Here is a 13,227-nt window from a genome sequence, read left to right on the forward strand (position 1 = left end):
GTGGCGCGGCTGCTTCTCATCGAGGACGATCCGCAGATCCGGCTGCCCCTGATCAGGGCGCTCCGCGAGCGGGGACACGCCGTCGCGTTCTCGGCGACCGCGATGGCCGGGCTGCAGGCGGTGCTCGACGACCGTCCCGACCTGGTGATCCTCGACCTCGGCCTGCCCGACGTCGACGGTCTGGAGCTGCTCAAGATGATCCGGGCGGTCACGCCGACGCCGGTGATCGTCGCGACCGCGCGCGACAGCGAGGCCGAGATGGTGCGCGGGCTCGACGTCGGCGCCGACGACTACATCGTCAAGCCGTTCACGGCGAACCAGCTCGACGCCCGGGTACGGGCCGTGCTGCGCCGCGCGGCCGGCGGCCCCGTCAGCGCGGAGACCGTCGTGGGCGGGCTCCGGTTGGACGCCAGGGCCCGCGAGGCGACACTGGACGCCGTGCGCCTGGACCTCACACCGCGCGAGTTCGACCTGCTGCTGTACCTCGCCGGGAAGGCCGGCGAAGTGGTGTCGAAGCGGGAGCTGCTCACGGAAGTGTGGCAGGTGCCGTACGGCGGCGCCGACAAGACCGTCGACGTGCACCTGTCGTGGTTGCGGCGCAAGCTCGGCGAGACCGCGCAGGAGCCGCGGTACCTCCACACGGTCCGCGGGGTCGGCGTGCGGCTGAGCCCGCCCGGTGCGCCGCCGTGAGGCGCCGGCTGACGCTGCTGGTCACCGCCACGATGTGCCTGGTGCTGGTGGCGTTCCTGGTGCCGCTGGCGGTCCTGGTACGCACCGTCGCCGCCGACCGGGCGACGGCCTCGGCGGCCACCAACATCCAGGGGCTGGTCGCGGCCGCGGGCACGGCCCCGCCGAGCGCGCTGGGCCCGGCCGCGGAGCAGGTCGCCGCGACCTCGCGGCTGCCCGTGACCGTGTTCCTCGCCAGCGGCGAGGTGCTCGGGACGCCGGTCGGGCGCAGCACGGCGGTCGAGCTGGCCGCCCGCCGCAGCAGCAGCCTCACCGTGTCCACCGACGCCGGTCGGGAGATCGTCGTCGCCGTGCAGGGACGGGCCGAGGGGACGGCCGTGGTACGCACGTTCGTCCCGACGGCGGAGCTCACCCGCGGGGTGGCCCGGTCGTGGCTGGTGCTCGCCGGCCTCGGGGTGGCGTTGCTGCTGCTCGGTCTCCTGGTGGCCGACCGGCTGGCCCGCACGCTGGTCCGCCCGATCTCCGAGCTGTCGGCCGTGTCGCACCGGCTGGCCCGGGCCGAACTGACCGCGCGGGCGACGCCCGACGGTCCGCCCGAGCTGCGCGAGGTGGCCGGCGCCCTGAACCAGCTGGCCGGGCGCATCCAGGAGCTGTTGACGGAGGAGCGGGAGCACGTGGCCGACCTGTCGCACCGGCTCCGCACCCCCCTGACGTCGCTGCGGCTGGAGGCCGAGGCGCTCGCCGACCCGGCCGAGGCGGCCCGCATCGGTGCCGGTGTCGACAGCCTGGAACGCGCGGTGACCGGCCTGATCCTGCAGGCCCGCCGCCAGACCGAGGGCTCCGGACCGGGTGGGTGCGACGCGGCGCCGGTGGTCCGCGAGCGGGTCGAGTTCTGGACGGTGCTCGCCGAGGACACCGGCCGCACAGTGACCCTGGACCTCGCCGACGGTCCGCTGCCGGTGCGGGTGGCCGCCGACGACCTGGCCGCCGCGCTCGACGCCCTGCTGGGCAACGTGTTCGCGCACACCCCCGACGGCACCCCGTTCGCGGTGACGCTTGTACCCGGTCGACCGGGTGCGGTGCTCACGATCTCCGACAGGGGGCCGGGTCTCCCGGCGGAGCACGTCGAACGGGGCGCCAGCGGTGGCGGGTCCACCGGTCTGGGTCTCGACATCGCCCGCCGCGCCGCGCGAGCGAGCGGCGGCGACCTCACCCTGCGGCGCGGCGACACCGGCGGCACCGTCGTGACGCTGTACCTCGGTTAGGCGGCGCGCAGCGGCTGCAGCGCGGTGCTCCAGGCGATCACCTGGTCGAGCACGAGGCCGAGGTCGTCTTCGAGCTGCTGGTCGGGGCGGAACTCGGTCCAGTTCTCGAAGTACTGCTGGATCGGGATCGTCACCTGGGCGCGGACGTCGGCCACCATCAGCTCACCGAGGATCAGGCGCAGGTGTTCGGCGGCCCGGGCGCCGCCGGCGCGGCTGCCGTAGCTGACGATGCCGGCCGCCTTGTTGTTCCACTCCTGGAACAGGTAGTCGATGGCGTTCTTCAGGGCGCCGGACGTGGAGTGGTTGTACTCCGGCGTCACGAAGACGTAGCCGTCGTAGCCGGAGATCAGCGCCGACCACTCCTTGGTGTGCTGGTTGGCGTACTGGGCGAGCATCGGCGGCTGCGCCTCGTCGAGGTGGGGCAGGGGGTGGTCGGCCAGGTCGATCAGGTCGAACTCGGCACCGCCGCGCTTCTGGGCGAGCTCGTGGACCCACTCCGCCACCTGCTGGCCGCGCCGGCCGGGACGGGTGCTGCCCAGTACTACCGCGATCCGGGTCATCTCGGTTGCCTCTCAGCGAGTTGAATGTTCAACCCAAAGCTAGTGCCGATGAGTTGAGCGGTCAAGTCATCGGAGATTCGTCACAGGAGCGTTAAAATCTTGGCGTGACGGGCGAGAACGACTGCTGCGAACCCGCCTGGCTCGACGACCTGGAGATCGACGCCTGGCGGCGGCTCGCCGCCGTGCTCACCGTGCTGCCGAGCGAGCTCGACGCCCAGATGCAGCGGCGCGCCGACCTGAACCAGTTCGAGTACCACGTGCTGTCCTACCTGTCCGAGGCGCCCGCCCACACGCTGCGCATCAGCGACCTGGCGCTGCTCGTGCGCGGCTCGCTGTCGCGGATGTCGCACCTCATCAAGCGGCTCGAACAGCGCGGCTGGCTGCGGCGCGAGCCCGCACCCGACGACGGCCGCTACACCAACGCGATCCTCACCGAGGCCGGCTACCGCAAGGTGGTCGACACCGCGCCCATCCAGCTCGACGTGGTGCGGCAACTGGTGCTCGGCCAGCTCACCCGCACACAGCTCAAGCAGTTGCGCGACATCGGCGACCGGCTGCTGGGCGGCGTCGACTCGTTCAGGTGTTGAGGGTGGCCACGAAGTAGCCGACCCCGAACGGCGCAGCGCGGTAGAGCAGGTCCGTCGACGCGCGCGTCACGGCGGCGGCGAGCAGGCGCAGCGCCGGAAGGCCCGGCACCATCAGGTCTTCGGCGAGGGCCGGGTCGAGGTCGAGCAGCGGTGCCAGGTCACCGTCCACGATGGACTTCTCCACCAGGGCGTCGAACCGCTCCGCCCGTAGCGCCAGATCCGTCGACGTCTTCAGGTTACGGTGCGCGGAGCCCTCGGCCAGCACCAGCAGGGCGACGCCGTCGAGGGCGGGTGGCCGCATGCGGCCGACCGTCCACATGAGACGGTCGCCGGAAAAGCCCGCCGCGTCGAGCAACCGGGCACCGAGGCCGAGCCCCAGCGGCACCCGCGGCACACCGTCGGCCAGCCGCGGCCCCCCGTACGGCGCGAGGTCGGCGCGGCCCGTCACCGGCCATTCGCGCGTCTGCGGACCGGCGGTGACGACCGCGATCACCCCGACCCCCGACCGCGCCAGCCGGGCCGTCGCCTCCGCCGCGGCCGCGCGCACGGCGGCGGCCTCCGGGTCGTCGCCGGTGAGCTCCGCCGCCATCAGCGGCGCCGCCGGACACAGCGCCGCCGCGATCACGCGAGCGCCCGCACCGCGCGGCGCGGCGGCCGGTCGCCGGCGATCGCGGAGACCATGTCGAGCACCTGCCGGGTCTGCCGGGTCTGGTGGACGCGGTACACGCGCGCGCCCAGCCAGGCGCAGATCGACGTGGCGGCGAGCGTGCCGGCCACCCGGTCGTCGACCGGTGCCGCCAACGTCTCGCCGACGAAGTCCTTGTTGGACAACGACACCAGCACCGGCCAGCCGGTCGCGACCAGCTCGCCGAGGCGGCGGGTCACCTCCAGCGAGTGCCACGTGTTCTTCCCGAAGTCGTGTGCCGGGTCGATGACGACGCGGGCCGGGTCCACCCCCGCCGCCACCGCCCTCTCGGCCAGCCCGACCGTGTGCTTCAGGACGTCGAGAACCACGTCGTCGTAGGCGACCCGGTACGGCCGCGTCCGCGGCGCCATCGGACCGGCGTGCGCGCACACGATCCCGACGTCGAACTCGGCGGCGACCTCCGGAAGGCGCTCGTCGACGCCGCCCCACGGATCGTTGATGAGATCGGCGCCGGCGGCGCACACCGCGCGGGCCACCTCGTGCCGGTACGTGTCGACGCTGATCACGAGGTCCGGGTACGCCGACCGTACGGCGGCGACGAACGAGGCGGTGCGCTCGATCTCGGCGGCCACGTCGACCTCGGCGCCCGGGCCGGCCGGCACCCCGCCGATGTCGACGATGTCGGCGCCCTCGGCCACCACCTCGTGCACCCGGCGCATCGCGGACTCCTCGGCGAACGTCGCACCGCGGTCGTAGAACGAGTCGGGCGTGCGGTTGACGATCGCCATCACCACGCGGTCGGTCACACCGAAGGTCCGCGACCCCAGCCGAAGTGGTGAGCTCACGGGCGGTACCGCAGCCCGTCCATGATGAGGTCGAGCAGCCGGCCGGCCTGCGCCGGTTCGAGCGTGGCGAGCGACACCGCGCCGATCGCGCGGAGCACGTCCTCCGGGTCGGCGTCGGGGCGGACCGCCTCCGCGTCGACGGCCACGCGCACCAGCGTGGTCGTCGCGGCCAGCATGCGCTCCCAGCTCCGGGCGAACGGGTCGCCGCCGGCCGCGATCAGCGCCCGGAGCGCCTCGCCCATGCCGCGCTTGGTGGTCATGTACTCCACGAACCGGTCCATCCAGGCGCGCAGCGCCTTGTCGGGCGACAGCTCGGTCAGCAGCGCGGCGGCGGCGTCGCAGAGCCGGGCCAGCTCGTTCTGGTAGGCGGCGTCGACCAGCGCTTCCCGGGTGGGGAAGTGCCGGTACAGCGTCCCGATCCCGACGCCGGCCTCTTTCGCGATCGCGTCGAGCGTGACCGCGTCGCCGTCGCGGGTGAACGCCTGTGCGGCGGCGTCGAGGATCCGGTCGCGGTTGCGCTGGGCGTCGGCGCGCACGTGACCCCTCTCACTTGTAACCGGAGGCTCCTCCGGTTAGCGTCTGGGGCAGGAAACGGAGGACCCTCCGGATCATACCCTCACACGGGAGGAAGACATGATCGTCACCCCGTTCACCGCCGAGTCCACCGCTGAGCAGGTCGTCGAGGGCATCGACCTCACCGGGCGGCGGGCCGTCGTCACCGGCGGCGCGTCCGGCATCGGTGTCGAGACCGCCCGCGCGCTGGCCGCCGCCGGCGCCGACGTCACGCTCGCGGTCCGCGACCGCGCGGCGGGTGAGAGGACCGCCGAGGACATCGTCGCCACCACCGGGAACAAGCAGGTCTGGGTCGCCGTGCTCGAGCTGACCGACCGGGCGTCGGTCGCGGCGTTCACCGCGAGCTGGGACGGACCGCTGCACCTCCTGGTCAACAACGCCGGCGTGATGGCGGCGCCGCTCACCCGCACCCCCGAGGGCTGGGAGCTGCAGTTCGCCACCAACCACCTCGGCCACTTCGGGCTCACCGCCGGCCTGCACCGGGCGCTTGCGCAGGGTGCCGCCGAGACCGGCCGGGGCTCGCGCGTGGTGTCGGTCAGCTCGGCCGGGCACCTGCGCTCGCCCGTGGACTTCGACGACCCGCACTTCGAGCGGCGCGGGTACGAGCCGTGGACCGCCTACGGGCAGAGCAAGACCGCGAACATCCTGTTCGCCGTCGAGCTGACCCGGCGCTGGCAGGCCGACGGCGTCACCGCGAACGCGCTGCACCCCGGCGGCATCCGCACCAACCTGCAGCGGCACGTCTCCGAGGCCGACCTCGACGCGATCCGCCGTTCCGTGGGCGCGGCGAGCTTCTCGTGGAAGTCGGTGGAGCAGGGCGCGGCCACGTCGGTGCTGCTCGCCACGTCGCCGTTGCTGGAGGGGGTCGGCGGCCGGTACTTCGAGGACTGCAACGAGGCCGGCCCGAACCGGCCGGGCGAGCGGACCGGCGTCGCCGCGTACGCGCTCGACCCGGAGGCCGCGCGGCGGCTGTGGACGGTCAGCGAAGAGAGCCTCGCGAGCTGACCCGGCCGCGCGGCGCCCGCTACGGCCCCGCGGGCCTCGGCGGGCGGCGCGGCCATCCGCCGCAGCCGGCCTGTGACACAGTTGGTCCGTGCGGATCGGGATCCTCGGGCCGTTGCGGGTCACCGGTGACGACGGGGTGGACATCGAGGTCAGTGGCGCCCGGCTGCGGGCGCTGCTGACCCGGCTCGCGCTCGACCCCGGTCGCCAGGTCACCACCGGCGCCCTCACCGACGCCCTGTGGAACGGCGACGTCCAGCCGGGCGACCCGGCCAACGCCGTCCAGTCGCTGGTCTCGCGGCTGCGGCGGGCGGTGCCGGGGGTGCCGGTCACCTCGGGACCCGGCGGCTACCGGCTCGAGCTCCCTGCCGACGCGGTCGACGCGCACCTGTTCGAGGTGCTCGCCACCACCGGCCGCCAGGCGCTGGCCGGCAACGACCCGCAGGCGGCGGTCCGGCACCTGCGGGCCGCCCTCGACCTGTGGCGCGGGCCGGCGCTCGCCGACCTGGCCGACGCCCACCCGGCCGCCGCCGCCCGCCTCGACGAGCTGCGGATCGCCGCCGTCGAGGACCGCATCGACGCCGAGCTGCGCACCGGGACCCCCGACAGCGCGCTGGTCGCCGAGCTGGCCGAGCTGGCCGCCGCGCATCCGCTGCGGGAGCGGCTGGCCGCGCTGCACATCAGGGCACTGGCCGCCACGGGCCGGCCGGCCGCCGCGTTGACCGCGTACGAGGAGGTCCGCCACCGGCTCGCCGACGAGCTCGGGGCCGACCCGTCGCCCGAGCTGCGCGACGCGCACGTGTCGGTGCTCCGGGGCGACGAGAAGCCGCGTGACCGGGGCAACCTGCGGGCCGCGCTCACCAGCTTCGTCGGCCGCGACGAGGAGATCGAGCAGGTCATCAAGCGGCTCGGGGAGAACCGGCTGGTCACGCTCGTCGGGCCGGGCGGCGCGGGCAAGACCCGGCTCGCGAGCGTGTCGGCGGCCCAGTTCGCCGCGGCGTCGCCTCTCTCCGGTGGTGTGTGGCTGGTGGAGCTGGCGCCGGTCACCGATCCCGCCGACGTGCCGCGGGCGGTGCTCGACGCGGTCGGCCGCGACGCCCGGCCCGAGACGCACAAGCCGGGCCAGGCCCGCGACACGGTGGCCCGGCTGGTCGAGCTGATCGCGCCGGCCGACACGCTGCTCGTCCTCGACAACTGCGAGCACGTGATCGAGGCGGCCGCCCGGCTCGCCGACGACCTGCTGGCCGCCTGCCCGCGGCTGCGCGTGCTCGCCACGTCCCGTGAGCCGCTCGCGATCGTGGGTGAGGTGCTCACGCCGGTCCCACCGCTGCGCCTGCCCCCGGCGGACGCCGCGCCGCCGGAGGCGCTGGCGTTCGCGTCGGTGCAGCTGCTCGCCGACCGGGCGGCCGCCGTGCGCCCGGGCTTCGCGGTGACCGACGACAACGTGCGTGCCGTGGTCGAGATCTGCCGGCGGCTCGACGGGCTGCCGCTGGCGATCGAGCTGGCGGCGGCGCGCCTGCGTGCGTTGTCGCCGACCCAGGTCGCCGACCGGCTCGACGACCGGTTCCGGCTGCTCACGGGCGGCAGCCGTACCGCCCTGCCCCGGCACCGCACGCTGCGGGCGGTGGTGGCGTGGAGCTGGGACCTGCTCACTGACGACGAGCGGCGGCTGGCGGAACGGCTGGCCGTGTTCCCGTCGACGATCACCCCGGAGAGCGCGGGCGCCTCCGACGCGCTCGACGCCCTGGTCGACAAGTCGCTCCTGCAGGTGGTGGGCGACGGGCGGTTCCGGATGCTGGAGACGATCCGGGAGTACGCGCTGGAGCGGCTCGCCGAGGCGGGTGGCGTCGCCGAGGCGCAGCGCGCCCACACCGCGTACTTCCTGCGGCTGCTCGAAGAGGCCGACCCGCACCTGCGCACCGCCCGCCAGCTGCCCTGGCTGCACCTGCTCGACGCCGAGCGGGAGAACATCTACGGCGCGATGACATTCGCCTGCGACGCCGGCGACGCCGACACGGCCGTGCGGATGGGCGCGCTGCTGATGTTTCCGCTCGCGGTGCGTGACGACTTCCAGCAGACCGCGTCGCTGCTGGCCCGTGCGATGTCGCTGACCGGTCCGGCGCCGGCCGGCGCCCGCGCGGTGGTGCGGGCGATGACGATGATCAGCCAGGTGTTCACCGGCGGTGGCGCGCCCGAGCCGGCCGAGGTCGCGACGCTCGTCGAGGAGGTGCGCGGCGCCGATCCGACCGAGTATCCGTTCGCGTTGCTGATCGAGCCGATGGTCACCCTGTTCACCGACGACACCGCCGCCGGTCTCGCCGCCGTGCAGCGCGGCCTCGACGCCGCCTCCGACACGTGGATGCGCGCGATGCTGCACATGCTGCGCGGCCAGATCGAGGAGAACGACGGCGACGCCGACGGCATGCTGCGCGACCAGACCCTGGCCCGCGACCTGTTCCGCGAGACCGGCGACCGCTGGGGCCTGTCGATGTGCCTGGCCCAGCTCGCCGACCACCTCACCAAGCGCGGTGAGTACGACGCCGCCGACGAGGCGTTGAGCGAGTCGCTGGCGCTGGCCCGGCAGGTGAACGCGCAGGCCGACGCCTGGTACCAGCAGATGTGGCTGGCCGCGCTGCGGGCCCGCCGCGGCGACGTCGCCGGCGCCCGCGCCGACCTGACCCGCCTGATCGGCGAGGTCGACGACGAGCGCGACTCCCGGTCGGGCGCCTGGGCCCTGCTGATGCTCGGCGACCTGTCGCGGCAGTCCGGCGACCTCGACGAGGCGGAGGCGTACTACGCCGCGGCGTGGGTCCGCAACGAGGCGGCGCGGATGTCGCCGCCGCAGTTCCGCGCGCTCCTCAAGGCCGCGAACGGGTATCTGGCGCTGGCCCGTCACGATCTCGCGCGGGGCCGCGACCTGATCGTCGAGGCGTACGGATATGGCCTCGACGGCCGCGACATGCCGGTGGTCGCGCAGGTCGGTGTGGCGACGGCCGCGTACCGGGAGGCGGCCGGCGAGCCGGAGCGCGCGGCCGAGGTGCTCGGCGCCGCCGACAACGTGCGCGGCCACCCCGACCGCTCCAACCTCGACGCGGAACGCCTGGCCGCCGCGCTGCGTGCGGCCGTCGGCGACGAGACCTTCGAGGCCGCATACGCGAGGGGACGCGCGTCCAGCCGTGCCGAGGCGCTGACGCGCCTCGACCCGGCTGGCTGATTCTGGTACGGGCAGCTTCGCGGTGCTCCGCCGTTGCCCTGGTTCGTGCCGGGTGCCGCTCACGCGGTCCCGTCGCCCTTTCTGTGAGGCGCGGCCTGTTACGCGCGGCGGCGGTACGCGCGGACCGCGAGCGGCGCGAACACCGCGACGATCCCCGCCGACCACGCCAGCGACGTCAGCACCGGCGAGGCCACCGGCCCGCCGACCAGCAGGCCACGCACGGCCTCCATCACGTCGGTCACCGGGTTGATCTTCACCCAGGCCTGGAGCCAGCCGGGCAGGGTGTCGGTCGGCACGAGCATGTTGGTGCCGAACGTCAGCGGGAACAGCACCAGGAACGCGGTGCCCTGCACGGCACCCGGTTCCCGCATCAGCATGCCGACCAGCACGAAGATCCACGTCACCGCGAACGCGAACGCGATCGCCACCCCGAACGCGGCGAGCATCGCGAGCGGGTTGGTGCCGATCCGGAAGCCGAGCGCGTAGCCGAAGCCCATCAGCACCGTGATCGACACCACGAACCGGATCATGTCGCCGAGCACAGAGCCGACCAGTGGTGCCGAGCGGGCGATCGGCAGGCTGCGGAACCGGTCGAAGACGCCCTTCTTGATGTCGGTGTTGAGGCTGACGCCGGTGGCGATGCTGGCGAACAGCACCGTCTGCACCATGATCGCCGGCAGCAGGAACTGCAGGTACTCGTGCTGCGACCCGGCGACCGCGCCGCCGAGCAGGTACACGAACATCACGACGAAGATCACCGGTTGCAGGGTGACGTCGAGCAGCTGCTCCGGCGTGCGGAGCGTCTTGATGAGGCTGCGCCGGGCGAGGGCCAGGCTGTGCCGGACCAGCCGGAACGGGTTCCGGCCGGGGGGATCCGCTCGCGCCTCGGGCATCGTCGTGGGTGTGGTTCGGGGGGTCGTGATGGTGCTCATGCTGCGAGTACCTCCTCCTTGCGTCCGGTGAGCGTGAAGAACACCTCGTCGAGGCTGGGCAGCCGCAACGCCAGTTCGACGACGCCGATGCCGGCTTCGTCGAGTCGCCGCACGATGGCGGTGAACGCCGCGTCGTCGGTGACGGGCACGGTCAGCACGCCGGGCATCGGCGACTCCGGTTCGGCTCCCGCCACCGCCTGGAGGACGGTCATGGTGTCGCCGAGCCGCGCCGGGTCGGTGGGGCGTACGACCACGGTCTGCGCGCCGGCGAGCCGCTTCAGCTGTCCCGGCGTCCCGTGGGCGATGACCCGCCCGTGGTCGATGACCGAGATCTCATCGGCAAGCGCGTCGGCCTCCTCCAGGTACTGGGTCGTGAGCAGCACCGTCGACCCTTCGCCGACGAGCGAGCGCACGACACCCCACATGTCCTCCCGCTTGGCCGGGTCGAGGCCGGTGGTCGGCTCGTCGAGGAAGATCACGTCGGGACGCCCGACGAGGCTGGCGGCCAGGTCGAGCCGTCGCCGCATGCCTCCGGAGTACGTCTTTGCCGGCCGTGACGCGGCCTCGGTGAGGTCGAACCACGCGAGCAGTTCCATCGCCCGCTGCCGGGCATCGCGGCGGGACATGTCGAGCAGCTCGCCGATCAGTACCAGGTTCTGGATCCCGGTGAGGTCCTCGTCGACCGAGGCGTACTGCCCGGTCAACCCGATGACCCGGCGCACCTTGCCCGGGTCTTTCTGCACGTCGTAGCCGGCGACGGTCGCCGTGCCGGCGTCGGGGCGGAGCAGCGTCGCGAGGATGCGCACCGCGGTGGTCTTGCCGGCCCCGTTGGGCCCGAGTACGCCGAGCACCGTGCCCGGCTTGGCGGCGAGGTCGATCCCGGCGAGTGCGGTGGTGGACCCGAACCGCTTGACCAGGCCCTCAGCCGTGAAGGCGTGTTCCGTTGAACTCATGGATACGAGGTTGGCAAGCGGCGCTGGCATGCCGCGCACACGCCGCTGTTACGGGGATGTCAGCTCCCGAGTCCCGCTGCAGAGTCTGACTCCTCGATAACCTCGACTTTTGCGCCTTTTACCGCTGTATCCGATGTTTCATCCGTTTCGGCGCAGCGTTGGCGGGCCGAGCAACCGACGGCGTCCCAGTAGAGCGTGGCCGTGGGCGGCACCGACGACCGCAGCTCGGCGAATTTCTCGGCCGGCAGCTCACCGAGGTGCGCGAGCAGCGCATCGGTGACCGCCCGGTAGAACGTGTCGGCGACGTCGCGTCCGGCCGGGGTCAGGGCCACCCGCAACGCCCGCCGGTCTCCCGGGTCGGGGGTGCGGTGGACCAGCCCCCGCTTCTCGGCCCGGTCGACCAACCCGGTGAGCGTCGACTTCTCGATGTGCAGCCGATCGCTCAGCTCGGCCATGCCCACCGGCCGATCGAGCAGCGACGACATGAGCACCGACTGCTGTGGCGTCAACTCGTGCTGACGGCTGAGATCCTGCAGCACGTACTGGACGGCGAGCGAGAGCCGGATCAGCGCGCCGGCGAACTCCACGTCCTCGTTCATTGCACAAGTATGAACGTATGTTCGGCTAGGCCGTGTTTTCATCAGCGGGGTCGAGCCGAGGCGGAGTCCAGGCGGCGATCCGGCGGCGATCCGGCAAGGCGCGGATTTGTCCCGATACCGGTGTTGTATCGGGGCGAATCCGCAACGCCGCCGGTCGTCGTCTGGGCCCGCCGCACGCCGGCCGCCACTTATGAAGCACGGCCTAATAAGGTGCCCGCGTGCGCATCGAGCCGATCGACCCGCCGTCCCTTCCCGAGACCTCCGCCCAGTACACCCACGGCGTGTCGGTGACCGGCGCGGAGCGCCTCGTATTCGTCAGCGGCCAACCCCCATGGGGCGGCCCTCTCCCCACCGACTTCGACTCCCAGTGCCGCATCGCGTGGGGCAATGTCCTGACCGTCCTCGGCGAAGCCGGTCTGGGCGTCGAGAACCTCGTGAAGGTGACCGTGTTCCTGGGCAGCCGCGACCACCGCGCCGCCAACAGCCGCATCCGTGCCGAGATCCTGGGCGACCACCGGCCGGCCCTGACGGTCATCATCTGCGACATTTACGCGGAGGAGTGGCTCCTCGAGATCGAAGCGGTGGCTGCCGCCTGAGGCGAGGCGGGTCTTCTCGCTCTTCTCCTTTTTCCGCTTCTCCCCGCGCCTCTTTCCTTCTCCTTCTATCTCCTTCTGTCTCCTTCTGTCTCCTTCTGTCTCCTTCTGTCTCCTTCTGTGGCCCTGGCGCCGGGCTCGACGCCGGGCTCACAGCAGCCCAGCGAGCTTGTACAACACCAGGGATCCGGCCACCGCCACGTTCAATGAATGCCCGGACCCGATCATCGGAATCTCCACCACGGTGTCGAGCAGCTCCAACGCATCGGCAGGAATGCCCTCGCTCTCGTTGCCGAGCACCATCACCGTCCGCTTACGCGCGGCGGGCAGGTCACCGAGCCGAACCGCCTCGTCGGCCAACTCGACCCCGACCACCGCCGACCCACCGGCCCGCTGCGCGCCCAACCAGTCGATCGGCCGACTCGTCCAGTGCACGCAGGACCGGTGCCGCAACGTGTTGCCCCGAGCGAGCGCCTCGCCGATCCACGGCCGGCGGGGTACGGCGAGGCAGGCCCCCACCGCGTCACAGGTACGCAGCAGAGTGCCGAGGTTGACGTCGTACTTGGGCCACAACGGTGCGGCCAACAGATGATTCCAACACCCATGCGGACGACGCCGACGCTGCGCCCGCAACTCTCCCGGTGTCCGAACCCACGCGCCGCTCACGCGACCACGGGGCGGCGGACCCCCTTCCCGGAAACATTCCTCATCCGATCAGCGTACCGATCAGGGTCGATTCGCGGCTCGGCCACTGCGCCCGTCCTGTTGTCC

General features: G+C 72.9%; 14 protein-coding genes. 6 read left to right on the plus strand and 8 right to left on the minus strand.

The features are described from left to right. Together Voc01_RS01975 and Voc01_RS01980 are read left to right on the plus strand one after the other, a co-directional pair. The gene (locus Voc01_RS01975; protein ID WP_203925484.1) at positions 1 to 690 is read left to right on the plus strand and encodes a response regulator transcription factor; all 690 of its coding nucleotides are present in this window, start codon (positions 1 to 3) and stop codon (positions 688 to 690) included. Beyond that, positions 687 to 1,952, plus strand: coding sequence for a sensor histidine kinase (locus Voc01_RS01980; RefSeq protein WP_203925485.1), 1,266 nt, complete (start codon positions 687 to 689; stop codon positions 1,950 to 1,952). Before Voc01_RS01975 ends, Voc01_RS01980 begins: the two co-directional genes overlap by 4 nt. Here Voc01_RS01980 and Voc01_RS01985 read toward each other — a convergent pair. After that, complete coding sequence (locus tag Voc01_RS01985) at positions 1,949 to 2,512, minus strand: NADPH-dependent FMN reductase (RefSeq protein WP_203925486.1); 564 nt, start codon at positions 2,510 to 2,512, stop codon at positions 1,949 to 1,951. The genes Voc01_RS01980 and Voc01_RS01985 overlap by 4 nt on opposite strands. 104 nt (positions 2,513 to 2,616) lie before the next feature. Between Voc01_RS01985 and Voc01_RS01990 the strand changes: the two genes are divergently transcribed. Further along, the gene (locus Voc01_RS01990; RefSeq protein WP_239159871.1) at positions 2,617 to 3,099 is read left to right on the plus strand and encodes a MarR family winged helix-turn-helix transcriptional regulator; all 483 of its coding nucleotides are present in this window, start codon (positions 2,617 to 2,619) and stop codon (positions 3,097 to 3,099) included. On the opposite strand, the gene Voc01_RS01995 is transcribed toward Voc01_RS01990, so the two are convergent. From Voc01_RS01995 to Voc01_RS02005, 3 genes are read right to left on the minus strand one after another with little or no spacing between them, the layout of a single operon-like run. Then, a complete protein-coding gene (locus Voc01_RS01995; RefSeq protein WP_203925487.1) occupies positions 3,089 to 3,724 on the minus strand; it encodes a class III extradiol ring-cleavage dioxygenase family protein in 636 nt (211 codons plus the stop codon). The genes Voc01_RS01990 and Voc01_RS01995 overlap by 11 nt on opposite strands. Then, positions 3,721 to 4,590 (minus strand): dihydropteroate synthase, encoded by an 870-nt coding sequence (folP, locus tag Voc01_RS02000; protein WP_203925488.1) that lies wholly within the window; start codon positions 4,588 to 4,590, stop codon positions 3,721 to 3,723. The genes Voc01_RS01995 and folP overlap by 4 nt, the downstream gene beginning before the upstream one ends. Continuing rightward, positions 4,587 to 5,126: a TetR/AcrR family transcriptional regulator gene (locus Voc01_RS02005; protein WP_239159872.1), complete on the minus strand. Its 540-nt coding sequence runs from the start codon at positions 5,124 to 5,126 to the stop codon at positions 4,587 to 4,589. The genes folP and Voc01_RS02005 overlap by 4 nt, the downstream gene beginning before the upstream one ends. Positions 5,127 to 5,223: 97 nt before the next feature. Here Voc01_RS02005 and Voc01_RS02010 point away from each other — a divergent pair, with 97 nt between their 5' ends. Both Voc01_RS02010 and Voc01_RS02015 read left to right on the plus strand, forming a co-directional pair. Next, the gene (locus tag Voc01_RS02010; RefSeq protein ID WP_203925489.1) at positions 5,224 to 6,168 is read left to right on the plus strand and encodes an SDR family NAD(P)-dependent oxidoreductase; all 945 of its coding nucleotides are present in this window, start codon (positions 5,224 to 5,226) and stop codon (positions 6,166 to 6,168) included. An 88-nt stretch (positions 6,169 to 6,256) separates the two neighbouring features. Further along, positions 6,257 to 9,379: an ATP-binding protein gene (locus Voc01_RS02015; RefSeq protein WP_203925490.1), complete on the plus strand. Its 3,123-nt coding sequence runs from the start codon at positions 6,257 to 6,259 to the stop codon at positions 9,377 to 9,379. A gap of 98 nt (positions 9,380 to 9,477) precedes the next feature. Here the strand turns inward: Voc01_RS02015 and Voc01_RS02020 are convergent, their stop codons facing one another. Genes Voc01_RS02020 through Voc01_RS02030 form a run of 3 tightly spaced genes read right to left on the minus strand, consistent with a single transcriptional unit; the run spans position 9,478 to position 11,863 of the window. After that, positions 9,478 to 10,311, minus strand: coding sequence for an ABC transporter permease (locus tag Voc01_RS02020; protein WP_203925491.1), 834 nt, complete (start codon positions 10,309 to 10,311; stop codon positions 9,478 to 9,480). Beyond that, entirely contained in the window at positions 10,308 to 11,264 is a 957-nt protein-coding gene (locus Voc01_RS02025) for an ATP-binding cassette domain-containing protein (protein ID WP_203925492.1), read from the minus strand. Before Voc01_RS02025 ends, Voc01_RS02020 begins: the two co-directional genes overlap by 4 nt. A 59-nt stretch (positions 11,265 to 11,323) precedes the next feature. Continuing rightward, positions 11,324 to 11,863, minus strand: coding sequence for a MarR family winged helix-turn-helix transcriptional regulator (locus tag Voc01_RS02030; RefSeq protein ID WP_203925493.1), 540 nt, complete (start codon positions 11,861 to 11,863; stop codon positions 11,324 to 11,326). 218 nt (positions 11,864 to 12,081) lie between these two features. Between Voc01_RS02030 and Voc01_RS02035 the strand changes: the two genes are divergently transcribed. Next, the gene (locus tag Voc01_RS02035; RefSeq protein WP_239159873.1) at positions 12,082 to 12,459 is read left to right on the plus strand and encodes a RidA family protein; all 378 of its coding nucleotides are present in this window, start codon (positions 12,082 to 12,084) and stop codon (positions 12,457 to 12,459) included. 147 nt (positions 12,460 to 12,606) lie between these two features. Here Voc01_RS02035 and Voc01_RS02040 read toward each other — a convergent pair whose 3' ends face one another. Further along, complete coding sequence (locus Voc01_RS02040) at positions 12,607 to 13,041, minus strand: TrmH family RNA methyltransferase (RefSeq protein ID WP_239159874.1); 435 nt, start codon at positions 13,039 to 13,041, stop codon at positions 12,607 to 12,609. Positions 13,042 to 13,227: the final 186 nt, after the last annotated feature.

The sequence above is a fragment of the Virgisporangium ochraceum genome (assembly GCF_016863655.1).
Classification (GTDB): Bacteria; Actinomycetota; Actinomycetes; order Mycobacteriales; family Micromonosporaceae; genus Virgisporangium; species Virgisporangium ochraceum.